Genomic DNA, 21,753 nt, shown 5'->3' on the forward strand with positions numbered 1-21,753 from the left:
CGTGCGTGTTAATAATTAATAAGGGAAGTTATTTGCACGGTAATGAAAGAAAACGGTACAATAGAAAGTAGTAATGCGGTATCGGTGGCATATTTGAATCGTTGTCAGTGAAAGTACAAGATGAAGTATGCTCATTCTAAAGGTTGCGTTCGTACACCTAGTTGCTTATGATAAAGTGAAACTTTAATCAGTGAGGGGATGCTCATCCCCTCACTGATTATTAGCCCGCACCAATCGGGGTAAATGAACAGAAAATAATATTTGTTAGAATTAAAGGAGACGTTTATGCAAAAGTTTGAACAAGCTGTTTCATATATTGAAAATGGTGAAGCGGAAAAAGGATTACAATTATTAAAAGAACAATTAAAAATTGCGAATGATGAAGAGAAGTATGATATCGCTCGCTATTATCATACACTTGGATTTGCGGATGAAGCGTTAGCTATTACAGAAGACTTGCGTTTATTGTATCCGGAAGAAAGTGAATTCACTGTATTTTTAGCAGAATTATATATTGATCTAGACAAAGAAGATGAAGCGATTGAAGTGCTTCATGATATTCCAGAAAATGATGACTTATATGTTCAATCGTTATTACTTGTTGCAGATTTATTCCAAATGCAAGGTTTCGATGATGTAGCAGAACAAAAACTATTAAAGGCGAAAGAAATGATGCCTGACGAACCTGTTATTACGTTTGGATTAGCAGAGTTATATAGTAGTAAAGGTGAAGAACAAAAGGCAATCACTCATTATGAGTCGCTATTAGCAGAACATAAAGTCATGGGTGGTGTTGTCATTGCACTTCGCCTCGCAGAAACGTTAAGTGCGATTGGAAATTGGGAAGAAGCGATCTCTTACTATGAAGCAGGTTTAGAGGAACAAAAAGATATCCACTCATTATTTGGATATGCCTTCACATTATACCAAGGTGAAGAATACCAAAGAGCAATTGGTGCTTGGCAAGAACTAAAAGAATTAGATCCGGAGTATGCATCGCTGTACATGTATTTGGCGAAAAGCTATGAAAAAGAAGGAATGCTTCAAGAAAGCTATGAAACACTTCAAGAAGGAATTAAAGTAGATGAGCTTTCTGTACCATTTTATGTAGAATTAGCGAACATTGCGGCGAAATTAGGAAAAATAGCGGAAGCAGAGGAAGTGCTTCAAAAAGCGCTTGAGTTAGATCCAGGACATTTAGGTGCGATATTAAAATATGCGTATATCTTAAAAGAACAAGAAAAATATGAAGAGTTAATTGCAGTTGTAGAGCGTGCGATTGATAGCGGAGAACCAGATACACAACTACTTTGGGATCTTGCGTTTGCAAAAAAACAATTAGAAATGTATTCGGATGCATTAAAACACTATGAAAGTGCATATACTTCTTTTAAGAATCATCCAGACTTCTTGGAAGAGTACGGTTATTTCTTATTGGAAGAAGGTATGCGAAAAGAGGCGAAAGAAGTATTTACTCAGTTAATACAACTAGACCCGACACAAATTCATATTGAAGAATTGTTATATAATTTAGAGGATTTTTCATAAGTTGGAAGGAAACTGAATACCGCTTCTTGAATCTAAAAAGAAAAGAGAAAGACAGAGGAGGGACTTAATTGCTATGAATACCCCTGTTTCTGTAAACGAGAAGAAGGATTTTGTAAAATGGTTTTTGAATAATTACCAACTGAAACAGCGTGAATGTGTATGGATTTTGAATTATTTAATGAGTCATGACCAATTGATGCATAAAGTCCACTTCGTAGAGCATGCAAAATATTGTCCGCGTGGTTTAGTGATGTCCGCGAATTGTGTGAAAGACACACCATTTCACTTTTTTAAACAAAATGTTATGACAACAGATGCTGAAAAATCGTTTCATGATATTCGTTTAAATCGAGATGAAGATATTTATATTCAACTCAATTTTAAATCATCGTTTCAAAATGCCAATTATGTAGCTGTATTAGAAGAAAACCCGTATTTACCAAAGCATATTGAAGTAAATGAAAAAGATCGTTTACTTGCAGAAAGATTTTTAGAAGAAAGTGTATTTTCTTTTAGAAGAGAACGTCTTTTGAAACAAATTGATGAAGCGCTGGATAAGCAAGATAAGGAAGCGTTTCATAAGTTAACAGCTGAGTTAAAGATGTTATAGAATTCATTTGGATTCATAAAATTTTACAAATTTCAGACTTTTTTAAGAAAAACTACCTTAATATAGGTAGTTTTTCTTTTTTTACCTCTTTTAGTATGGTTTAATATATATAAAGTGAAAGTTCTGTCATTTGAAAATGAAGGGAGGGAAGACATTTGAAATGGAGTGTAAAAGATGTGGAGCAGTTTGAGCAAGCTAGAGATTATGTAGATACTGGTGTTATACCACTTTTATCAATTTCGGCAGCAAAAGAAATGAAAATGGTAGTAGAACAAGGTGAATTTATCGAATTGTTGAGTATGGAGTTGGAAAGAGAGTATAAAGGAAGAGTACTTTTACTACCTGCATTTACGTATTTAGTAGAAAGTCAAAAAAATGAAAAAGGTCGTTTGCAAGAATGGACAAATCATTTGCAAAAGCAAGGTTTTAAGCATATTGCTTATGTTACAAGTGATTTTTCATGGAAAGAAGATATGCAAGAGTTACAAGGAGATTTATTTTGGTTTCCTTCATTAGCGTTAGAACAATTCAGTGATCAAGCAAAAAGAGAAGTTATTCATGCACATATAAAAAATATAATGGTGATGTTAGAAGAAAAATGGGGAAAGTAATAATAAACAGAAAGTTCTTATTATTATGAGTAGTATGATATTGACCTGTACCTAAGCGTATTATATCATGATAGTGTCCTAGTTTTTATTTTTTATATAATTTATCACGAGGGGACAATTTCTGATAGAGGGGGGAAATTTTCGTGAGCGAGAAAGAACATCGTGTATCAAGAAGACAGTTTTTAAATTACACCCTTACAGGGGTAGGAGGCTTTATGGCAGCGGGTATTTTAATGCCGATGACGCGATTTGCGCTTGATCCGGTGTTAAGAAAAGAAGCGGGAACGGATATGGTTGCTGTTGCACAAGTAAAGGATATTACAACAGAGCCGAAACGTTTCGACTTTAAGGTGAAGCAGGTTGATGGTTGGTACAAGTCCGAAGAGCCAAAATCAGCTTGGGTTCATAAAGATGAAAGCGGAGACATTGTTGCGTTCTCTCCAGTATGTAAACATTTAGGATGTACAGTTAACTGGAATTCGGACAAAGCACATCCGAATCAATTCTTTTGTCCATGTCACGGGGGCCGTTACACAAAAGACGGGATGAACATTAAAGGCACGCCGCCCCTTGCTCCGCTTGATGTATACGAGTCCAAAGTAAAAGATGGAACGCTGTATTTAGGCAAAGCGAAGCCAAAAGGGGGTGCAAAGTAGATGCTAAATAAAATTTATGATTGGGTAGATGAAAGGTTAGATATTACACCAATATGGCGTGATATCGCTGATCATGAAGTACCTGAACATGTAAACCCGGCACATCACTTTTCTGCATTCGTTTATTGCTTTGGAGGACTTACCTTTTTCGTTACTGTAATTCAAATTTTATCAGGAATGTTTTTGACGATGTATTATGTGCCTGATATTAAAAATGCTTGGGAATCGGTTTATTATTTACAAAATGAAGTTGCATATGGGCAAATTGTTCGTGGTATGCACCACTGGGGCGCTAGTCTCGTCATTGTAATGATGTTTTTACATACACTTAGAGTTTTCTTCCAGGGTGCGTATAAAAAGCCTCGTGAGTTAAACTGGATTGTTGGTGTTCTTATTTTCTTTGTTATGTTAGGTCTTGGTTTTACCGGATATTTATTACCGTGGGATATGAAAGCGTTATTTGCTACGAAAGTAGGGATCCAAATTGCAGAGCAAACGCCGCTCATTGGTCCTTACATTAAAACATTACTCGCTGGTCATTCCGAAATTGTTGGCGCTCAAACATTAACTCGCTTCTTTGCTATTCACGTCTTCTTCTTACCAGCAGCACTTCTAGGTTTAATGGCCTTCCACTTCATCATGATTCGCAAACAAGGTATTTCCGGTCCACTATAAGAGATTGCTAAATTAAAGGGGAAAGAACTAAAGGAGGGAGATTATGCATCGCGGTAAAGGGATGAAGTTTGTAGGAGATTCTCGGGTACCAGTAGCTCGAAAACCAAATATTCCAAAAGACTATTCTGAATACCCAGGGAAAACAGAAGCATTTTGGCCAAACTTCTTGTTAAAAGAATGGATGGTTGGTGCAGTTTTTTTAATCGGTTATTTATGTTTAACAGTGGCGCATCCGTCACCGCTTGAAAGAATGGCGGATCCAACTGATGCTGGGTATATACCACTTCCAGATTGGTATTTCTTATTCTTGTATCAGTTATTAAAGTATTCTTATGCTTCTGGCTCATTTACTGTAATTGGAGCATTCATTATGCCAGGGATTGCGTTTGGCGCATTACTGTTAGCTCCATTTCTTGATCGAGGTCCAGAAAGACGCCCATTGAAGCGTCCTGTAGCAACGGGATTTATGCTTTTAGCAATTGCATCCATTATCTTTTTAACTTGGGAATCTGTAGCACACCACGACTGGGAAGCTGCAAAAAAACAAGGAGCAATTGTAAAAACAGCACCAGTTGATAAAAATGATGATGGTTATAAATTAATGCAAAAAAATACTTGTTTAACATGTCACGGTGACAATTTACAAGGCGGGGCAGCAGCACCGGCACTGCAAAACTTAACTTTAAAGCCAGAAGAAATTGCTAAGATTGCGAAAGAGGGAAAAGGTTCAATGCCTAAAGGGGTATTTAAAGGTACAGATGAGGAACTGAAGAAGCTTTCGGAATTCGTTGCAAAGTATAATAAAAAATAATAAAAAGCTGACTGCAAAAAAATTGTAGTCAGCTTTTTATTTTGATGAAAGAAAGTTTACTATATAATAGAGTAGAGTTTGAGGAAAGAATGACTTTGTTTGAAAGGTGTTGGACATACAGCTTGGTTTATTTGTATGCAATGTTAAGACAACGCTCTATATTATTATTTTTATTAGTTGTTAACATATTAGGTACAATATACGGATTTATATGGTATGGAAATCAATTAAAAGAAACCTCACCTATATTTTGGCCGTTTGTACCCGATAGCCCGATGGCGAGTCTCTTTTTTGTCTTTGTTTTAATTGCTTTTTTAAGAAAGAGAAATTGGGGATTAATAGAGGCGCTAGCGATTGTTACTTTGATGAAATATGGTATATGGGCTGTTGTTGTAAATGCAATTATGATCTATGTAAAAGGTCCTATTGGTCTTATGGGGTATATGTTAATGCTTTCGCACTTTGCGATGGCAGTACAAGGATTGTTATATGCACCGTTTTACCGTATAAAAAAATGGCATTTTGCGGTAGCAGCTATATGGACATTACATAATGATGCAATTGATTATTTATTTTGGCAAATGCCGAGATATGGAATTATGCATTTGTTTGTAGAAGAAATTGGTTACTTTACGTTTTGGCTAAGCATCGTCACACTATGTCTTACATATTATTATTGCTTGCGTGAGAACCGAAAACAGTTTTCTTTATGATAGTTAGAACATGTAGGGGGAGAAAATGAAGAAAAATAAGAGTGGTACAAAAATATTGGATCGATTGATTACTATAGTTGTTTCATATAGCATAGCATTTTCTATATTTGCACTCGCAACAACAGCGGTTGTATACGGAAAATGGCTATATTATTTTGAAATTGATTTTTTAAACATCCCAGACTTAGCGGATATGACGAAGGCTGATATTAAAAAAAATTATGATGTGCTTATCACATATTTATCTCCGTTTTATGACGGGGCATTACAGTTTCCAACATTAGATATGTCTACAAATGGCCGTATTCATTTTGTAGATGTTAAAAATATTTTAGTAAAGATTCAATATGTAATGTATGCGACAATTATGATTGCAATAATAGGCGGGATTTATTTATTAAAAAAGAAAAATGAAAAGTTTTTACTGCACGGATCAATTTTAACAATTATCTTACCGATCGCGCTCATGTTACCGATCGCTATTAATTTTGAAAAGAGTTTTGTATTATTCCATAAGCTGTTATTCAGTAATGATTATTGGATGTTTGATATTGAAACGGATCCAATTATATTAATGTTACCAGAAGAATTCTTTATGCATGCTGCGTGTGCAATTTTATTATTTATTTTATGTGGCAGCATACTTTGTTACAGCTTGTATAGATATTTCGTAAAAAAGAAAAGGATTTCAAAGGAAAAATTCTCTGTTTAAAGAGAATTTTTTTGTTTGTAAAACGATAATATATTTTTCGGTCCAGTTCTGTTCTATTCTTGTCCCAATTAACATATTTTGTACTAGTAGTTATAGGGGGGACCGTGATGAAGAGAACATTAATTGGATTGATAGCATTTCTAATTATAATGTTTCCGTTACGTATATATGCTGAAGAGTGGAGTGGACTAACAGGGTTGTTAGACGACTCATTACAATTAGTGAAGCGTAATGAAGATGAAAAAGCAGTACAAGTATTACAACATTTCTCGGAGCAGTTTGTCATAAAGGGGAATGAAAAGAAGCAAGAAGTAACGCCAGATCAAGTTAGAGTTATTTCTTTAGCTTACGACAAGGCGAAACAATCACTCGCGGAAACAGATTTAGGTAAACAAGTTAAAATTGATAATGTGTTAGCCCTACAACTCGCTGTTGATGCGAAAGTGTCGAAATATCAACCACTTTGGATGGAAAGAGAAAAAAAAGTAATGGGTGCCTTTTCTCAAATGGAAAAGGCGATGAAAAAAGAAGATACGGGACAGTTTCAACAAACGTTAAACACATTCTTACATGAATTTAATATTATTTATCCAAGCTTAATGATTGCTTTGCCAGAAAACGAAGTGCAGCGTGTAAATGCCCATTTATCTTATTTGGATGAATTTCGTAACGTTATGTTAAAAACGAAAGGTGGGCAAATGCAAGTAGGAATCATTAAAGGGGATTTGCAAAAAATATTTCACACAGTAAAAAAAGATGAAATTGCACCCTCTCTCATTTGGTTTATGACAATTACTGGAGGTCTTATTTTATTCACATTAACTTATGTTGGATGGAGAAAGTATAAAGGAGAGAGAGAAAAAAGAAAAAGTAATGTACACTCTAAAAATAGATAATGCAATAAATAAAGATATGGATTGTAAGGTTTATTCATTGACAATGATGTCAGAAGAAAATAGAATGAGAAGTACTATAATTAAAACTTCAATGGAGGTTCAAAGGTTCATGATGTTTTATTTAATTTACTTCGCGATCATAATGATCATACCGTTGTATGCACAGTCAAAAGTACGTAGTGCCTATAGCAAGTATTCACAAGTTTATTCAACATCAGGTATGACAGGAGCGGAAGTGGCTCGAAAAATTTTAGATGAGAATGGATTATACAACGTAGCTGTAGAAGAAACACCAGGTCATTTATCAGACCATTATGATCCAACTGCCAAAACAGTTCGATTATCAACAGACAACTATTACGGTCATTCAGTTGCTGGTACAGCAGTTGCAGCACACGAAGTAGGACACGCAATTCAAGATGCAAAAGACTATAACTTTATGCGTATTCGTCATTCGTTAGTGCCAGTTGCAAACTTTGGATCAAATATTTCCTGGGTATTTATTATGATTGGTGCCTTTGCATCTATGTCTAACTTATTGTTATTAGGTATCATCTTAATGGCAGCAGGTGTTGTGTTCCAACTCGTTACATTACCTGTTGAGTTTGATGCATCAAAGCGTGCGATGCAACAAATTGAAGCGTTAGGTATCGTATCAACAGATGAATATGGGCAAGCTCGTAAAGTATTAAATGCGGCAGCATTAACATATGTAGCAGCTGCAGCTGTAGCGGTATTTGAATTATTACGTCTCGTATTAATGTATACTGGTATGCAGCGTAGCGACGACTAAAGACTATCAATTTTGATAGTCTTTTTTTGTTTTATGAATTGAATTATATAATGTATTGCAAATAGAAATAATAGAAGTAATACGGAAAGGCGGTGGGGAAAATGAAATATCCAAGCCATTTAGTAAAACAAGTGAAAGAACAAAGTGCTCTTTATCAGCTAGAAGGTTTCTTAAGTGGACAAGGTCCTGAAAATCCGAAATTTATGTTGTTAGGAGAAGCGCCTGGTGAAACAGAAATTCATAATGGGATTCCGTTTAGCGGGAGGGCGGGAAAACAACTAATGGATTTTTTAGAGCGTATTCAAGTTAAAAGGGAAGAAGTATATATCACGAGCGCTGTTCGAAGTAGACCATATAAGTGGCGAGAGAAAAAAGAACGAAATGGTGAAATCATACAGAAAAAGTATAATAGAACGCCAAATCAAGGAGAAATACTTGCCCATGCCCCGTTGTTAGATTATGAATTAGAGAAAATAAACCCGAAGCTTATCGTCACACTTGGAAATATCGGCCTTCAACGTTTAATAGGAAAACATAAAAAAATAACTGATGTGCACGGAAAATTATTAAAACAGCCTATTCAAAAAGTAAAGGATATGCAAAGTGCAGCGTTTACATGGTCAGAGAAAGAATATCATATTTTCCCGACTTTTCATCCTGCTTCCATTTTTTATAATCGGAGTTTATTGGAGCTTATTTATGAGGATTTAGAGAAACTTAAAAAACATGTAATAAAAAACTAGAAAAGCTAGAGAGCTTTTCTAGTTGCGTTTATTTATGTAACGGATTTTTATTTTCATCTAACGTAAAACCTTCACCAACTACATCATGTACATCACTTACAGCAACAAAGGCATGAGGATCTACAGAAGTAATAATATTTTTTAATTTCACGATTTCATTTTTAGCAACAACGCAATATAATACGTTCCGTTCCACTTTTGTATACGATCCAACAGCTTTTAAAAAAGTAGCTCCGCGTTCCATATCAGATAAAATTTTGGCAGCAATTTCATCGTTTTTATCTGAGATAATAGTTGCTCCTTTTGCCGCATAGGCTCCTTCTTGCATAAAATCAATGACTTTCGCCCCGATAAAAACAGCAACTAACGTATACATGCCCTCGCGGTACGATAAATAGGTAAGAATAGAGACGATAATGACGATAGCATCAAACATAAACATCGTTTTCCCCATACTCCAGCCAACATATTTATGAGCGAGTCTTGCGATAATATCCACACCGCCAGTAGTCCCGCCATATTTAAATATGATTCCAAGACCGACACCGATAAATGCCCCGGCGAATAAAGCCGCGAGTGTCATATCATTTTGTAAGTTTACATGTAAGTTGAGAACTTCGTAACGTTGAAAAATCCATAGAAATAAAGATACGCTGAAGGTGCCGATTAGTGTATAAATAAATGTCGTTCTTCCAAGTAACTTCCAACCAATAAAAAATATAGGGATATTTAAAATTAAGTTTGAATAAGAAGGATCAAGCTTAAATAGAAAATACAATAATAGTGTAATACCGGTAAATCCACCTTCTGCAAGGTGATTTTCAATATTGATATTCACAATACCGAAAGAAAAAATAGCGGAACCGATTAAAATGAAAATGATATTTCGAATCTTCAAATTTGATGTCATATAGAAATCCTCCTAATTATGTAAATGGCATTGCTCCGCTGATACGGTAAAACATAATGATAAGTAATTTCTAGCTTTTAGTAAAAATAGTGAAGGCTATAAAAAACCGCAAAAGAAGTTTCACTTTACCCCGTTCCAATGGCTGATAGGGGATAAAGCTCTGAAGGAGGGCAAACCAGCCGCTGGAACCCAATTGGTTCGGGCTAATCTTTTGCAAAAATCGCAAAAGAAGTTTCACTTTACCCCGCTCTAACGGCTGGTAGAGGGTAAAGCAGTGAAGTGAGATCAAACCAGCCATAAGAGCCCGATTGGTTCTGGCTGATCTTTTGCAAAAACCGCAAAAGAAAGTTTCACTTTACCCCGCTCTAACGGCTGGTAGAGGGTAAAGCAGTGAAGTGAGATCAAACCAGCCATAAGAGCCCGATTGGTTCAACTAATCTTTTGCAAAAACCGCAAAAGAAAGTTTCACTTTATTATATTCTATCTAAAAAGGGGGCGCAAATAGGTGTTTTGCAGGGAATAATATTTGTCAAATCGCGATGAATTGGCTAACATGAAAGAGGAAGGATTAGAGGTGAATTGTATGGAAGCAAAAACGATGAAGGATATGCAGAAAGAAGTAGATGCATATATTGGTCAGTTTAAAGAAGGTTATTTCAGTCCACTTGCAATGATGGCTCGTTTAACGGAAGAAATGGGGGAGCTTGCAAGAGAGGTAAATCATTATTATGGTGAGAAACCGAAGAAAACAACTGAAAAAGAACGTAGTCTGGAAGAAGAGCTTGGAGATGTATTATTTGTTATGATTTGTATGGCAAATAGTTTAAATATTGATTTAGAAACGGCACATAACATTGTAATGAATAAATTTAATACACGTGATAAAGATCGCTGGACACGTATTGATGAGGGAGAGAAAGAATAATGAAAGAAATTAAAGTAATTATCGCTGGACCAAGAGGACGTATGGGACATGAAGCAGTCCTTCTTATGGAAAGAACGGAACATTTTAATTTGGTAGCAGCAGTGGATTATAAGCATGGTGGAGAGAAAATTTCTGATTTACCGGGCATGCCAGCGTTACAAGCGCCAATTTACGCAGATTTACATACTTGTTTAGAGGAAGTAGAAGCAGATGTGTTGTTAGATTTAACAACGCCAGAAGTTGGGAAACAACACGTTACACTAGCAGTTGAGCGTGGACTTCGTTCTGTTATTGGTACAACTGGATTTACAGAAGAAGAACTAAAGCAATTAAGAGAGAATGCGAAAGAAAAAGCAGTAGGAACAATTATCGCTCCAAACTTTGCAATTGGTGCAGTTCTTATGATGAAATTCTCACAAATGGCAGCGAAGTATTTCCAAGATGTTGAAGTAATTGAATTGCATCATGATCAAAAGTTAGATGCACCATCTGGTACAGCAGTAAAAACAGTAGAATTAATTCGTCAAAATCGTGAAGCAAAGCAGCAAGGTCATCCGAATGAAGTAGAACAACTAAAAGGTGCTCGTGGTGCAAATGTAGACGGCATTCACATTCATAGTGTACGTTTACCAGGACTTATTGCACACCAAGAAGTAATGTTTGGTGGAGATGGACAAATGTTAACGGTTCGTCATGATTCATTCAATCGTGCATCATTTATGTCGGGTGTAAAACTATCAATTGATACAGTAATGAATCTAGATCATCTTGTGTACGGTTTAGAAAATATTATCGACTAAAGGGGAGACAACGGATGAAAATTGCCTTAATCGCACATGACAAAAAGAAAGATGACATGGTTTCGTTTGCATACGCATATAAACCAATTTTTGAACAACATGAATTATTTGCAACAGGGACGACAGGACTTCGTATTATGGAGGCAACTGGTTTAGTTGTAACAAGATTTCAGTCGGGTCCTCTTGGTGGCGATCAAGAAATTGGTGCCATGATTGCAAAAAACGATATGGATATGGTGATTTTTTTCCGAGATCCACTAACTGCTCAGCCGCATGAACCAGATGTAAATGCATTGCTTCGTTTATGTGATGTATATGCGATTCCACTTGCAACGAATATGGCAAGTGCTGAAATGTTAATGCACGCATTAGAGCGAGGAGATTTAGATTACCGCAAGTTTAGAAAATGAGGGGAACAATTATGAGTGGATTACATATATTAGCGTTTGGTGCTCATGCCGATGATGTTGAAATCGGCATGGCTGGTACCATTGCTAAATATACGAAGCAAGGGTATGAAGTAGGTATTTGTGATTTAACAGAAGCTGACCTTTCTTCTAATGGAACGATAGAATTGAGAAAAGAAGAGGCAAAGGCGGCAGCTCGTATAATGGGAGTAAAAACGAGACTGAATTTAGCGATGCCAGACCGTGGTTTGTATATGAAAGAAGAGTATATACGTGAAATTGTAAAGGTGATTCGTACATATAAACCGAAACTAGTTTTCGCGCCGTATTATGAAGATCGTCATCCAGATCATGCAAATTGTGCAAAACTTGTGGAAGAAGCTATTTTTTCAGCGGGAATTCGTAAATATATGCCAGAGGTTTCGCCACATCGCGTGGAGTCTTTTTATTATTATATGATTAATGGTTTTCATAAACCGAATTTTTGTATAGATATAAGTGAGTACCTTTCTATAAAAGTGGAAGCATTAGAAGCGTATGAAAGTCAGTTTTCAACAGGGAGTGATGGTGTGAAAACGCCGTTAACAGAAGGTTACGTTGAAACTGTGGTCGCTCGAGAGAAAATGTTTGGAAAAGAAGTTGGAGTCTTATATGCCGAGGGATTTATGAGTAAGAAACCGGTTTTATTACATGCTGATTTAATAGGGGGGATGTAAATGAAATTAAAAATAGGTATTACATGTTATCCTTCTGTAGGTGGTTCTGGGGTTGTTGGAACAGAATTAGGAAAGCAATTAGCGGAACGCGGGCATGAAATTCATTTTATTACATCGGGTTTACCATTCCGGTTAAATAAAGTGTATCCAAACATTTATTTTCATGAAGTGACGGTAAATCAATACTCTGTATTTCAATATCCACCATACGATTTAGCGTTAGCGAGTAAAATGGCAGAGGTCGCACAAAGAGAGAACCTAGATATTTTACATGTGCATTACGCAATACCACATGCCATTTGTGCTTATTTAGCAAAACAAATGATTGGAGAGCGTATTAAAATTGTTACAACCTTGCATGGAACAGATATTACTGTGTTAGGTTCCGACCCTTCGTTAAATAATTTAATTCGTTTTGGTATTGAGCAATCTGATGTTGTGACGGCTGTCTCGCATTCATTGATTAACGAAACGCATGAGCTTGTAAAACCAAATAAAAACATTCAAACGGTATATAACTTTATAGACGAGCGTGTATATTTCAAGCGTGATATGTCTCAATTAAAGAAAGAATACGGTATAAGTGAGAGTGAAAAGATACTGATTCACATTTCAAATTTCCGTAAAGTGAAACGTGTGCAAGATGTTGTTCAGGCATTTGCTAAAATTGTTACAGAAGTAGATGCGAAGTTGCTTCTTGTTGGAGATGGACCAGAATTTTGCACGATTTTACAGATAGTAAAAAATTTACATATTGAAGATCGCGTCTTATTCTTAGGGAAGCAAGATAATGTTGCAGAGCTACTTGCGATGAGTGATTTAATGTTGCTTCTTTCAGAGAAGGAGAGTTTTGGTCTTGTTTTATTAGAAGCGATGGCGTGTGGTGTACCTTGTATCGGAACAAGGGTTGGAGGTATTCCAGAAGTCATTCAACATGGTGAAACAGGATATTTATGTGAAGTTGGCGATCCAACAGGAGTGGCGAATCAAGCCATTCAGCTATTAAAGGATGAAGAACTTCACCGTAATTTGGGAGAGCGAGCAAGAGCAAGTGTTTACGAGCAGTTCCGCTCTGAAAAAATCGTCTCACAATATGAAACGATTTACTATGATGTACTAAGGGATGACAAAAATGGAAAGATTTAAAAAAGCTAGTTCTATTATTGAGACTTTAAAGCAACGAGGACATGAGGCCTACTTTGTCGGCGGAAGCGTACGAGATCTTATTATCGATAGGCCGATTGGAGATATTGATATTGCGACATCTGCTTTACCAGAAGAAGTGATGGCTATATTTCCAAGACATGTTCCTGTTGGTCTTGAGCATGGAACTGTAATTGTGGTAGAAAATGGTGAACCTTATGAGGTAACCACTTTTCGAACAGAGAGCGAATATGAAGATTTTCGAAGACCTAGTAGTGTTCAATTTGTTCGTTCATTAGAAGAGGATTTAAAACGTCGTGATTTCACAATGAATGCAATTGCGATGACAGAAGAAGGCAAAATGGTTGATTTATTTGCTGGACAGCAAGCGATTCAAAAGAGAGAAATTGTGACAGTTGGCAATGCTGCGGATCGTTTTCAAGAAGACGCCCTGCGAATGATGCGTGGTATTCGTTTCGTAAGTACGTTAGGTTTTTCTTTAGAAATGAAAACGAAACAAGCAATAGAAACATATGGACATTTGCTAGAACATATTGCAATTGAGCGAATTACAGTGGAGTTTGAGAAACTGTTAACTGGTACATATTGCGTGAAGGGCTTGCAAGAATTAGTAGAAACGAAGCTATTTTCTCATCTGCCATATTTACAAATGTCAGAAGAGAGATTATTAAAAGCTACGCAGTATAACTGGGATTCTTTTGAAACGGACATTGAGGCATGGGCATTCTTCTTATATTGTATTGGGGAAGAGCATCCATCTGTCTTTTTACGTCAATGGAAGTTTTCGAATAAAAAAATAAAAGATATCGTTGCAGTTTTATTAACAATCCGTACGAGAAAGGAGAAGGATTGGGATACAGTTCTTCTTTATAAAACGGGAATTCATATCGCTGAAATGGCAGAAAGAGTATATGAAGCGATGATTGAAAGCTATGATAATACATCTGTTAAACGGGTACAAACGTTGTTTGAAGCATTGCCAATCAAGAATCGACAAGAAATGAATGTGACTGGGAATGATTTATTAAACTGGGCAAATAAAAAGCCAGGTCCGTGGGTTGCTGAAATGATTCAAAAAATTGAGGAAGCAATCGTACAAGGAAACGTAGTTAATGAGAAAGAGTGTATAAGGGAGTGGCTGCAAGAATGCAATCTACTATAAGAAAGCAGTTATTGCAAGTTTTTTCAGAAGCGGATGGCGCGTTTGTATCTGGCCAAACGATTAGTGATAAACTTGGTTGTTCAAGAACCGCTGTGTGGAAACATATGGAGGACCTTCGGAATGAGGGATATGAACTTGAAGCTGTGCGTCGATTAGGTTATCGAATTGCGAGTAAGCCAGACAAAGTGACTGCTAATGAAATTCAGTTAGGGTTACAAACGAAACATATTGGTAGAACGGTATATTTTGAAGAGTCTGTTGAATCTACGCAGCATATTGCAGCAAAACTTGCTTATGAAGGTGCAGAAGAAGGAACGATTGTTGTTGCAGAAGAACAAACAGCCGGCAGAGGTCGTTTAAGCAGGAAATGGCATTCACCAAAAGGAACAGGAATTTGGATGAGTATTATTTTACGTCCATCAATCCCGGTTCATCATGCACCACAACTTACTTTATTAGCGGCTGTTAGCGTTGCACAAGCAATTGAAAAGTGCACGGGTGTAAACGTAGGAATAAAATGGCCAAATGATATTTTAATTCAAGGTAAAAAGGCTGTAGGTATATTAACAGAAATGCAGGCGGATCCCGATAAAATTAATGCTGTTATTATGGGGATTGGTATTAATGCGAATCAAAAGCAAGAACATTTTGATGAGGAAATTCAGCATATTGCTACTTCTTTAGCGATTGAATCCGGTAAGCCAATTGTTCGTGCAGAGCTTATGCAACAAATCTTTTTACAACTAGAAAAATTATATGAAGAGTATTTACAAAATGGTTTCTCTGTCATTAAAATTCTTTGGGAAAGTTACGCTGTGAGCATCGGGAAAGAAATTACCGCTCGAACGATGAGGGAGACAATTACAGGGGTAGCAAAAGGAATTACAGAGGATGGTGTATTGCTTCTGGAGGACCATGAAGGGAAAGTACATCACATTCATTCTGCGGATATCGAAATTAAGTAAAAGAAGTTCCTATTAGGAACTTCTTTTTATTTGACGATTACTTTGCCTTCCATTCCTTTAAGGAGATGGTACCGACATATTAATTCATATGTACCAGCACTTGTAGGTTTCACGGTAATATTTTTTTCTTTTCCGGACTCGACTACGACGTCAATTCCGAGTGTTTTTACTGTAAAGGTGTGCTCGCTTTTACCTTTGTTTTTCAAAAGCAATGTTGTAGATTGTTCGATCGGAATCGTGATGACATTAGGGTTAAAGTAATCATCATTCAGTTCAACCTCAATTACTTTCGTTGAATCGATAGGTTGTGTCACGACGTTAACTGAAGCAAATACATGGAAGGAGCTAAACGTTATCATCCCTACAATTATCACAAGAAAACCGGTAAGTCGAAATAACCATTTGTTCATAGACATTCGCAATTCTCCTTTTATAAGTATGTTTCCTCCATTAACCTGCATCATTATTTGAAGAGTTATACTATGCATGTAAATTAAGCGATTTATCTTTCTATAATGGAGTGATGTTTAAAAATTTCACATACCGTAATAGGAATAAAAAATTATTTTTTCAAAAAAATGTAGTAATTTCTTTTTGGAGTTTGCTATAATTAGTTCGAATATGGGCAGTATCAGAGCGAACTGCACCATGATTCAAAGCAATACGAAAAATAATAACTTGGATTCTGCCTTGATCCAATAACGGACTGGGACAGAGGGATGAATAATGCCGACTAACACACAACCCTTCTGCCCTTTTATGGCCAGAGGGGTTTTTTATATGATTTCGGCCATCTCCTCTCTCCTGTATAAAGGAGGAGTAGTTTTTGAAAACAAAAACAGATTTTTTGAAGATGAAAGAGCAAGGTGAGCCGATTACGATGCTAACGGCGTATGATTATCCGTCTGCTAAGTTAGCAGAAGAAGCTGAAGTTGATATGATTCTAGTTGGAGATTCCCTTGGGATGGTTGTGCTCGGCTACGATTCAACAGTACCTGTAACAGTAGAGGATATGATTCATCATACGAAAGCTGTACGCCGAGGAGCGAAAGAGACGTTTATTGTAACTGATATGCCATTTATGTCGTATCATGTGTCGCCTCAAGATACGATGGTGAATGCACGCCGCATTGTTCAAGAGAGTGGTGCTCATGCACTGAAGGTAGAAGGTGCAGGGGAAGTGGTATCAACTATTCATTACTTGACGAATGCGGGAATTCCTGTCGTGGCACACTTAGGCTTAACTCCTCAATCTGTAGGAGTACTAGGTGGGTATAAAGTACAAGGAAAAGATGCTGAAAGTGCAAAAAAATTAATAGAAGATGCGAAGAGATGTGAGGAAGCTGGTGCGATAGCGCTTGTGTTAGAATGTGTGCCAATGCAGTTAGCGGAATTAATTTCGAAGCAACTAACAATTCCGACGATTGGAATTGGAGCAGGGAAAAAAGTAGATGGGCAAGTACTTGTTTATCATGATCTTATCTCATACGGCGTAAATCGTGTTCCGAAATTTGTAAAGCAATATACGTCTGTTCAAGAGGAGATTGTGCGAGGGATTTCACAATACGTTACTGAAGTAAAGACAGGGCAATTTCCAGAAGAAAAACATTCATTCACAATGAAAGAGGAAGAATGCTTAGCGTTATACGGAGGAAAACAATAATGAAAATCGTAACTACAGTGCAAGAGATGCAGCAAATTACAAACGAACTTCGTATAAGTGGAAAAAGTATTGGTTTTGTTCCAACGATGGGTTATTTACATGAAGGCCATGCGACTTTATTACGTAAGGCAAGAGAAGAAAATGAAATTGTGGTTTTAAGCGTGTTTGTCAATCCGCTACAGTTTGGGCCGAATGAAGATTTAGATCGATACCCTCGTGATATTGATAGAGATGAAAATGTAGCAAAAGAAAACGGTGTAGATTATTTATTTTATCCGAGCGTAGAAGAAATGTATCCAGCAGAACAAACGACAACAGTAGCAGTTGTAAAGCGTACCGATGTATTATGTGGCAAACAAAGACCTGGTCATTTCGCTGGAGTTGCGACTGTACTAATGAAACTATTTAATATTACATTGCCAACGCGTGCTTATTTTGGTATGAAAGATGCACAGCAAGTTGCTGTCATTGAAGGATTTGTCGCTGATTTTAATATTCCGGTTACGATCGTACCAGTGGATATTGTAAGGGAAGTAGATGGATTAGCGAAAAGTTCTCGTAACGTGTATTTATCACAAGAAGAGCGTGAAGAGGCTCCTCATTTATATCGCAGTCTATGTAAAGCGAAAGAAAGAATTGAAGCAGGCGAACGTAATGCAGAAATCATTACAACTCTTGTGAAAGAGTATATTGAGACGTATACGAAAGGCACTGTAGATTATGCTGATTTATATGCCTATCCTTCACTACAAGTAATAGATAAAATTGAAGGACGAATCATTTTAGCAATTGCAGTTAAATTTGAGAATGTACGATTAATTGACAATATAACATTAACGGTTAAATAAGGGGGAGCATCTATGTTTCGCACAATGATGAGAGCGAAGTTACATCGCGCTACGGTAACAGAAGCAAACTTAAATTATGTAGGTAGTATTACAATTGATGAAGATTTAATGGATGCAGTAAATATTGTAGAAAATGAAAAAGTACAAATTGTAAATAACAATAATGGTGCGCGCTTAGAGACATATGTTATTAAAGGAGAACGCGGTAGCGGTGTTGTTTGTTTAAATGGTGCAGCTGCAAGGCTTGTACAGCCAGGGGATAAAGTTATTATTATTTGCTACGGTTTAGTGGCAGAAGAAAATATTCATAACCAAGAGCCGAAAATTGCAGTATTAGACGATGATAATCAAATTATCCAAATGTTAGGCGCTGAAAAAGCGGGTACGATATTATAAGTAAGAAGGCTATCTCTATTACGGAGATAGCTTTTTTGTGCATCTTTTCATTAAGATGAGATAAAACGTGGTATAGTAACATTATATAATTTTGTGTTTGATAGGTAAGAAATTGAGGTGTTACATATATGAGTAAACGTTATGTCGTTGTGGATTTAGAGACGACAGGGAACTCCTGGAAGGACGGGAAGGATAAAATTACCCAAATCGCAGCTGTTGTAGTGGAAGATGGAGAGATACTAGAGATTTTTTCATCTTTTATTAATCCGAAGAGAGAGATTCCGCCATTTATTACAGAATTAACAGGGATTGATGAGAGTATGGTTAAGCAAGCCCCGTTATTTCAAGATGTAGCCCCGATGGTTGTTGAGCTATTGCAAGGTGCAGCTTTCGTTGCACATAACGTTCACTTTGATTGGAATTTTTTAACGGAAGAATTAAGGTGGGCTGGATATACAGAAGTACATTGTCCGAAAGTTGATACAGTGGAGTTGGCGCAAATTCTTTTGCCGACAGCTGATAGTTATAAATTACGTGATTTAGCTAAACAACATGAATTAGAGCACGATCAACCGCATCGTGCGGATAGTGATGCTCTTGCAACAGCGGAATTATTTTTACAATTTTTAAATGAAATTGAAAAGTTACCACTTGTCACCTTGCAATCGCTTTATGAATTGAGCGATGTTTTTCAAAGTGATATAGCGGATGTACTTTCTGAAAATATTTTAAAGAAAATGATGCATGGTAGAAAAGTGGCAGAGGGGTATGAAGTGTATCGAAATATTGCGCTTCGAAAACGGAATTATGCTTTAAATCTCAGTGAAACATGTTCATCTAAATTTGATGCTTTCTTGCATAAGGCAATCGATAAACTTGAATTGAATATGCCAAAGTTTGAAAAAAGAGAAAGCCAACAGATTATGATGAAGGAAATATATACAGCACTAAGAGATTCTAGGTTTTCACTAATTGAAGCAGGAACAGGAACAGGAAAGACTCTTGCATATTTACTTCCAAGTATTTATTTTGCAACGAAAAAAGAAGAACCTGTCATCATAAGTACCCAAACAGTACAACTGCAACAACAAATATTAGAAAAAGAAATTCCATTATTACAGAAAATAATGCCATTTTCATTTGAAGTAGCTCTTTTGAAAGGAAGAAAGCATTATCTTTGTCTACATAAATTTGAATATGCTTTGCAAGAGGAAGAGAAAAATTATGATATGGCGCTCACAAAGGCAAAAATTTTAGTGTGGTTATTGCAAACAGAAACTGGCGATCGTGATGAATTAAATATTCCTGAGGGCGGAAAGTTACTTTGGAACCGTATTTGTAGTGATGTACATAGTCCAGGTGGGATGCAAAGCAACTGGTATAGCCGTTGTTTTTATCAACGAGCAAAGAATAAAGCATTATTTGCAGATATCGTTATTACAAATCATGCGTTATTATTTCAAGATTTTTCAAGTGAAGAACCACTATTTGCTTCATGTGAACATATTATTTTTGATGAAGCTCATCATATCGAGGAAGCGGCGAGTAGAACATTAGGTGAACAGTTCTCCTGTATGTATTTTCAATTAGTTTTATCTCGTCTTGGTACGCTAGAAACAGATGATGTACTTTCTAAAGTATATAAAATGATGAAAAAATCAGAGCAAGCCTCTCGTTCGACTTTCCGTATGGTGAGTCATAGTTTGAAGGAATTGAAATTTGATGCGGATGAGCTATTCCAAATGTTACGTGCTTTCATCTTTAAACAAACAAAGCAGGAACAAGGGATAAGCAATATGCCACTCATTTATCGATATAACACGGAAGTAGAGAAAGGTAAGTTATGGGATAGCATTACAGAGTTAACAAATCGTTTTGTATACGATGTAAGAAAATTATTGACTATACTTGAGAAGCAAGTTGATATATTGCAAAGTAAATTAGAATGGGAGATGCATGTTGTTACAGGTGAATTTATGCATTTAATTGAGTTGTTGAGAAAGATGGAACAATCTTTACAATTACTCATTTTAGAAAAAAATTCATACGTGACATGGATGGAGACTGAAACGAAGGGAACAATTCATTCAACCGTTTTATATGCACAGCCTGTTCATATTGGTGAAAGGCTTGCGGATGAATTTTTAACACAAAAAAAGAGTGTTATTTTCACATCAGCAACGTTAACAGTAAACGATTCATTTGACTATATAAAAGAGGAGCTAGGTTTACATGATTTTGCTCCCAATACATTACAGGTTCCATCACCATTCCGTTTTGAAGAACAGATGAAATTAATGGTTTCAACAGATGTGCCTTTTATTAAGCAAGCAAGTAATGAAGAATATATTGAATCTGTGTCGGCACATATTGCAAAAATAGCGAAAGCTACAAAAGGTAGAATGCTTGTTTTATTCACTTCGTATGAAATGTTGAAAGAAGCGTATACGAATTTGAAAAATGATGAGGAATTAGAGGGGTATTTATTATTAACGCAAAGTGTAAATAATAAGAGCCGAAGTCGTCTCATTCGTAAATTTCAAGAGTTCGACAAATCGATTTTGTTAGGAACAAGTAGTTTTTGGGAAGGGATAGATATACCTGGAGATGCCCTTAGTTGTCTTGTTATTGTACGGCTTCCCTTTACGCCTCCTCATCAACCGATGATGGAAGCAAAAGGAGAGTGGTTAAAAAATCAAGGAGAGGACGTATTCGCTAAGTTAGCACTCCCGCAAGCAATCTTGCGTTTCAAACAAGGATTTGGTCGTCTGATTAGAACAAGTACAGATACCGGAACAGTATTTGTATTAGACCGTCGTTTGATAAGCGCTTCTTATGGAAAACGTTTTTTACAATCAATCCCAACTGTTCCGCTTTATGAAGGCCCTCTAGAAGAATTATTAGAACAATTAAAGGCATGGCCAAATAAATAAAATTGGAAGAAAAATACGCCTGAAGTACATTTAAGCTTCAGGCGTAAAAAATGTGGGGAGGAGGAATTTTATTTTTCTTACTTCTTGTATACAAAA

At 36.4% G+C, this 21,753-nt stretch carries 24 protein-coding genes; 22 read left to right on the top strand and 2 right to left on the bottom strand.

What is annotated here, in order from left to right; translation table 11 throughout:
* The first annotated feature begins 285 nt into the window (after positions 1 to 285).
* The 11 genes from ABH961_RS02960 to ABH961_RS03010 all read left to right on the top strand — a co-directional run bounded on the left by ABH961_RS02960 (position 286) and on the right by ABH961_RS03010 (position 8,768).
* On the top strand, positions 286 to 1,548 hold the full coding sequence (locus tag ABH961_RS02960) for a tetratricopeptide repeat protein (protein WP_098078672.1): 1,263 nt from the start codon (positions 286 to 288) through the stop codon (positions 1,546 to 1,548).
* 73 nt (positions 1,549 to 1,621) lie between these two features.
* The gene (locus ABH961_RS02965; RefSeq protein WP_001095922.1) at positions 1,622 to 2,158 is read left to right on the top strand and encodes a ReoY family proteolytic degradation factor; all 537 of its coding nucleotides are present in this window, start codon (positions 1,622 to 1,624) and stop codon (positions 2,156 to 2,158) included.
* A gap of 155 nt (positions 2,159 to 2,313) precedes the next feature.
* Positions 2,314 to 2,769: a YpiF family protein gene (locus ABH961_RS02970; protein ID WP_048543535.1), complete on the top strand. Its 456-nt coding sequence runs from the start codon at positions 2,314 to 2,316 to the stop codon at positions 2,767 to 2,769.
* 143 nt (positions 2,770 to 2,912) lie between these two features.
* Positions 2,913 to 3,425 (top strand): menaquinol-cytochrome c reductase iron-sulfur subunit, encoded by a 513-nt coding sequence (gene qcrA, locus ABH961_RS02975; protein ID WP_001290419.1) that lies wholly within the window; start codon positions 2,913 to 2,915, stop codon positions 3,423 to 3,425.
* Positions 3,426 to 4,100 (top strand): menaquinol-cytochrome c reductase cytochrome b subunit, encoded by a 675-nt coding sequence (qcrB, locus tag ABH961_RS02980; protein ID WP_000932700.1) that lies wholly within the window; start codon positions 3,426 to 3,428, stop codon positions 4,098 to 4,100. It abuts the gene before it with no gap.
* A gap of 43 nt (positions 4,101 to 4,143) precedes the next feature.
* Positions 4,144 to 4,911 (top strand): menaquinol-cytochrome c reductase cytochrome b/c subunit, encoded by a 768-nt coding sequence (gene qcrC / locus ABH961_RS02985; RefSeq protein WP_000554603.1) that lies wholly within the window; start codon positions 4,144 to 4,146, stop codon positions 4,909 to 4,911.
* 122 nt (positions 4,912 to 5,033) lie between these two features.
* Positions 5,034 to 5,624, top strand: coding sequence for a lipoprotein heptaprenylglyceryl N-acetyltransferase LhaT (gene lhaT / locus ABH961_RS02990; RefSeq protein ID WP_000262813.1), 591 nt, complete (start codon positions 5,034 to 5,036; stop codon positions 5,622 to 5,624).
* A gap of 25 nt (positions 5,625 to 5,649) precedes the next feature.
* Complete coding sequence (gene lit / locus ABH961_RS02995; RefSeq protein WP_048543533.1) at positions 5,650 to 6,336, top strand: lipoprotein intramolecular transacylase Lit; 687 nt, start codon at positions 5,650 to 5,652, stop codon at positions 6,334 to 6,336.
* A 107-nt stretch (positions 6,337 to 6,443) separates the two neighbouring features.
* Positions 6,444 to 7,232 (top strand): sporulation protein YpjB, encoded by a 789-nt coding sequence (gene ypjB, locus ABH961_RS03000; protein WP_048543532.1) that lies wholly within the window; start codon positions 6,444 to 6,446, stop codon positions 7,230 to 7,232.
* 112 nt (positions 7,233 to 7,344) lie between these two features.
* Entirely contained in the window at positions 7,345 to 8,025 is a 681-nt protein-coding gene (locus tag ABH961_RS03005) for a zinc metallopeptidase (RefSeq protein ID WP_002096760.1), read from the top strand.
* 101 nt (positions 8,026 to 8,126) lie between these two features.
* Positions 8,127 to 8,768, top strand: coding sequence for a uracil-DNA glycosylase (locus ABH961_RS03010; protein ID WP_404518861.1), 642 nt, complete (start codon positions 8,127 to 8,129; stop codon positions 8,766 to 8,768).
* Positions 8,769 to 8,796: 28 nt separating this feature from the next.
* On the opposite strand, the gene ABH961_RS03015 is transcribed toward ABH961_RS03010, so the two are convergent.
* Entirely contained in the window at positions 8,797 to 9,678 is an 882-nt protein-coding gene (locus tag ABH961_RS03015) for a YitT family protein (protein ID WP_098047376.1), read from the bottom strand.
* Positions 9,679 to 10,261: 583 nt separating this feature from the next.
* Here ABH961_RS03015 and ABH961_RS03020 point away from each other — a divergent pair.
* From ABH961_RS03020 to ABH961_RS03050, 7 genes are read left to right on the top strand one after another with little or no spacing between them, the layout of a single operon-like run.
* Entirely contained in the window at positions 10,262 to 10,603 is a 342-nt protein-coding gene (locus ABH961_RS03020) for a nucleotide pyrophosphohydrolase (RefSeq protein WP_048543622.1), read from the top strand.
* Positions 10,603 to 11,403, top strand: coding sequence for a dihydrodipicolinate reductase (dapB, locus tag ABH961_RS03025; protein WP_098047377.1), 801 nt, complete (start codon positions 10,603 to 10,605; stop codon positions 11,401 to 11,403). The genes ABH961_RS03020 and dapB overlap by 1 nt, the downstream gene beginning before the upstream one ends.
* A 14-nt stretch (positions 11,404 to 11,417) precedes the next feature.
* Positions 11,418 to 11,813 carry a methylglyoxal synthase gene (mgsA, locus tag ABH961_RS03030; protein ID WP_046955216.1) on the top strand — a complete coding sequence of 132 codons (396 nt, stop codon included), beginning with the start codon at positions 11,418 to 11,420 and terminating at the stop codon, positions 11,811 to 11,813.
* Between the two features lie 11 nt (positions 11,814 to 11,824).
* Positions 11,825 to 12,526, top strand: a complete 702-nt coding sequence (gene bshB1, locus ABH961_RS03035; protein WP_048543522.1) for a bacillithiol biosynthesis deacetylase BshB1 — start codon at positions 11,825 to 11,827, stop codon at positions 12,524 to 12,526.
* Entirely contained in the window at positions 12,527 to 13,672 is a 1,146-nt protein-coding gene (bshA, locus tag ABH961_RS03040; protein WP_098078502.1) for an N-acetyl-alpha-D-glucosaminyl L-malate synthase BshA, read from the top strand.
* The gene (locus ABH961_RS03045; protein WP_048543517.1) at positions 13,659 to 14,852 is read left to right on the top strand and encodes a CCA tRNA nucleotidyltransferase; all 1,194 of its coding nucleotides are present in this window, start codon (positions 13,659 to 13,661) and stop codon (positions 14,850 to 14,852) included. The genes bshA and ABH961_RS03045 overlap by 14 nt, the downstream gene beginning before the upstream one ends.
* Positions 14,837 to 15,817 carry a biotin--[acetyl-CoA-carboxylase] ligase gene (locus ABH961_RS03050; protein WP_048543513.1) on the top strand — a complete coding sequence of 327 codons (981 nt, stop codon included), beginning with the start codon at positions 14,837 to 14,839 and terminating at the stop codon, positions 15,815 to 15,817. The genes ABH961_RS03045 and ABH961_RS03050 overlap by 16 nt, the downstream gene beginning before the upstream one ends.
* A gap of 26 nt (positions 15,818 to 15,843) precedes the next feature.
* Here ABH961_RS03050 and ABH961_RS03055 read toward each other — a convergent pair whose 3' ends face one another.
* Positions 15,844 to 16,233: a cupredoxin domain-containing protein gene (locus ABH961_RS03055; RefSeq protein WP_098069315.1), complete on the bottom strand. Its 390-nt coding sequence runs from the start codon at positions 16,231 to 16,233 to the stop codon at positions 15,844 to 15,846.
* Positions 16,234 to 16,643: 410 nt separating this feature from the next.
* Between ABH961_RS03055 and panB the strand changes: the two genes are divergently transcribed.
* From panB to dinG, 4 genes are all read left to right on the top strand, one after another.
* Complete coding sequence (gene panB / locus ABH961_RS03060) at positions 16,644 to 17,480, top strand: 3-methyl-2-oxobutanoate hydroxymethyltransferase (protein ID WP_000853116.1); 837 nt, start codon at positions 16,644 to 16,646, stop codon at positions 17,478 to 17,480.
* On the top strand, positions 17,480 to 18,328 hold the full coding sequence (gene panC / locus ABH961_RS03065) for a pantoate--beta-alanine ligase (RefSeq protein ID WP_046955211.1): 849 nt from the start codon (positions 17,480 to 17,482) through the stop codon (positions 18,326 to 18,328). Before panB ends, panC begins: the two co-directional genes overlap by 1 nt.
* A gap of 12 nt (positions 18,329 to 18,340) precedes the next feature.
* On the top strand, positions 18,341 to 18,724 hold the full coding sequence (gene panD, locus ABH961_RS03070; RefSeq protein ID WP_000490178.1) for an aspartate 1-decarboxylase: 384 nt from the start codon (positions 18,341 to 18,343) through the stop codon (positions 18,722 to 18,724).
* Positions 18,725 to 18,852: 128 nt separating this feature from the next.
* The gene (gene dinG / locus ABH961_RS03075) at positions 18,853 to 21,657 is read left to right on the top strand and encodes an ATP-dependent DNA helicase DinG (RefSeq protein ID WP_098047383.1); all 2,805 of its coding nucleotides are present in this window, start codon (positions 18,853 to 18,855) and stop codon (positions 21,655 to 21,657) included.
* Positions 21,658 to 21,753: the final 96 nt, after the last annotated feature.

This window comes from Bacillus sp. RC251 (assembly GCF_044908765.1).
GTDB lineage: Bacteria > Bacillota > Bacilli > Bacillales > Bacillaceae_G > Bacillus_A > Bacillus_A wiedmannii.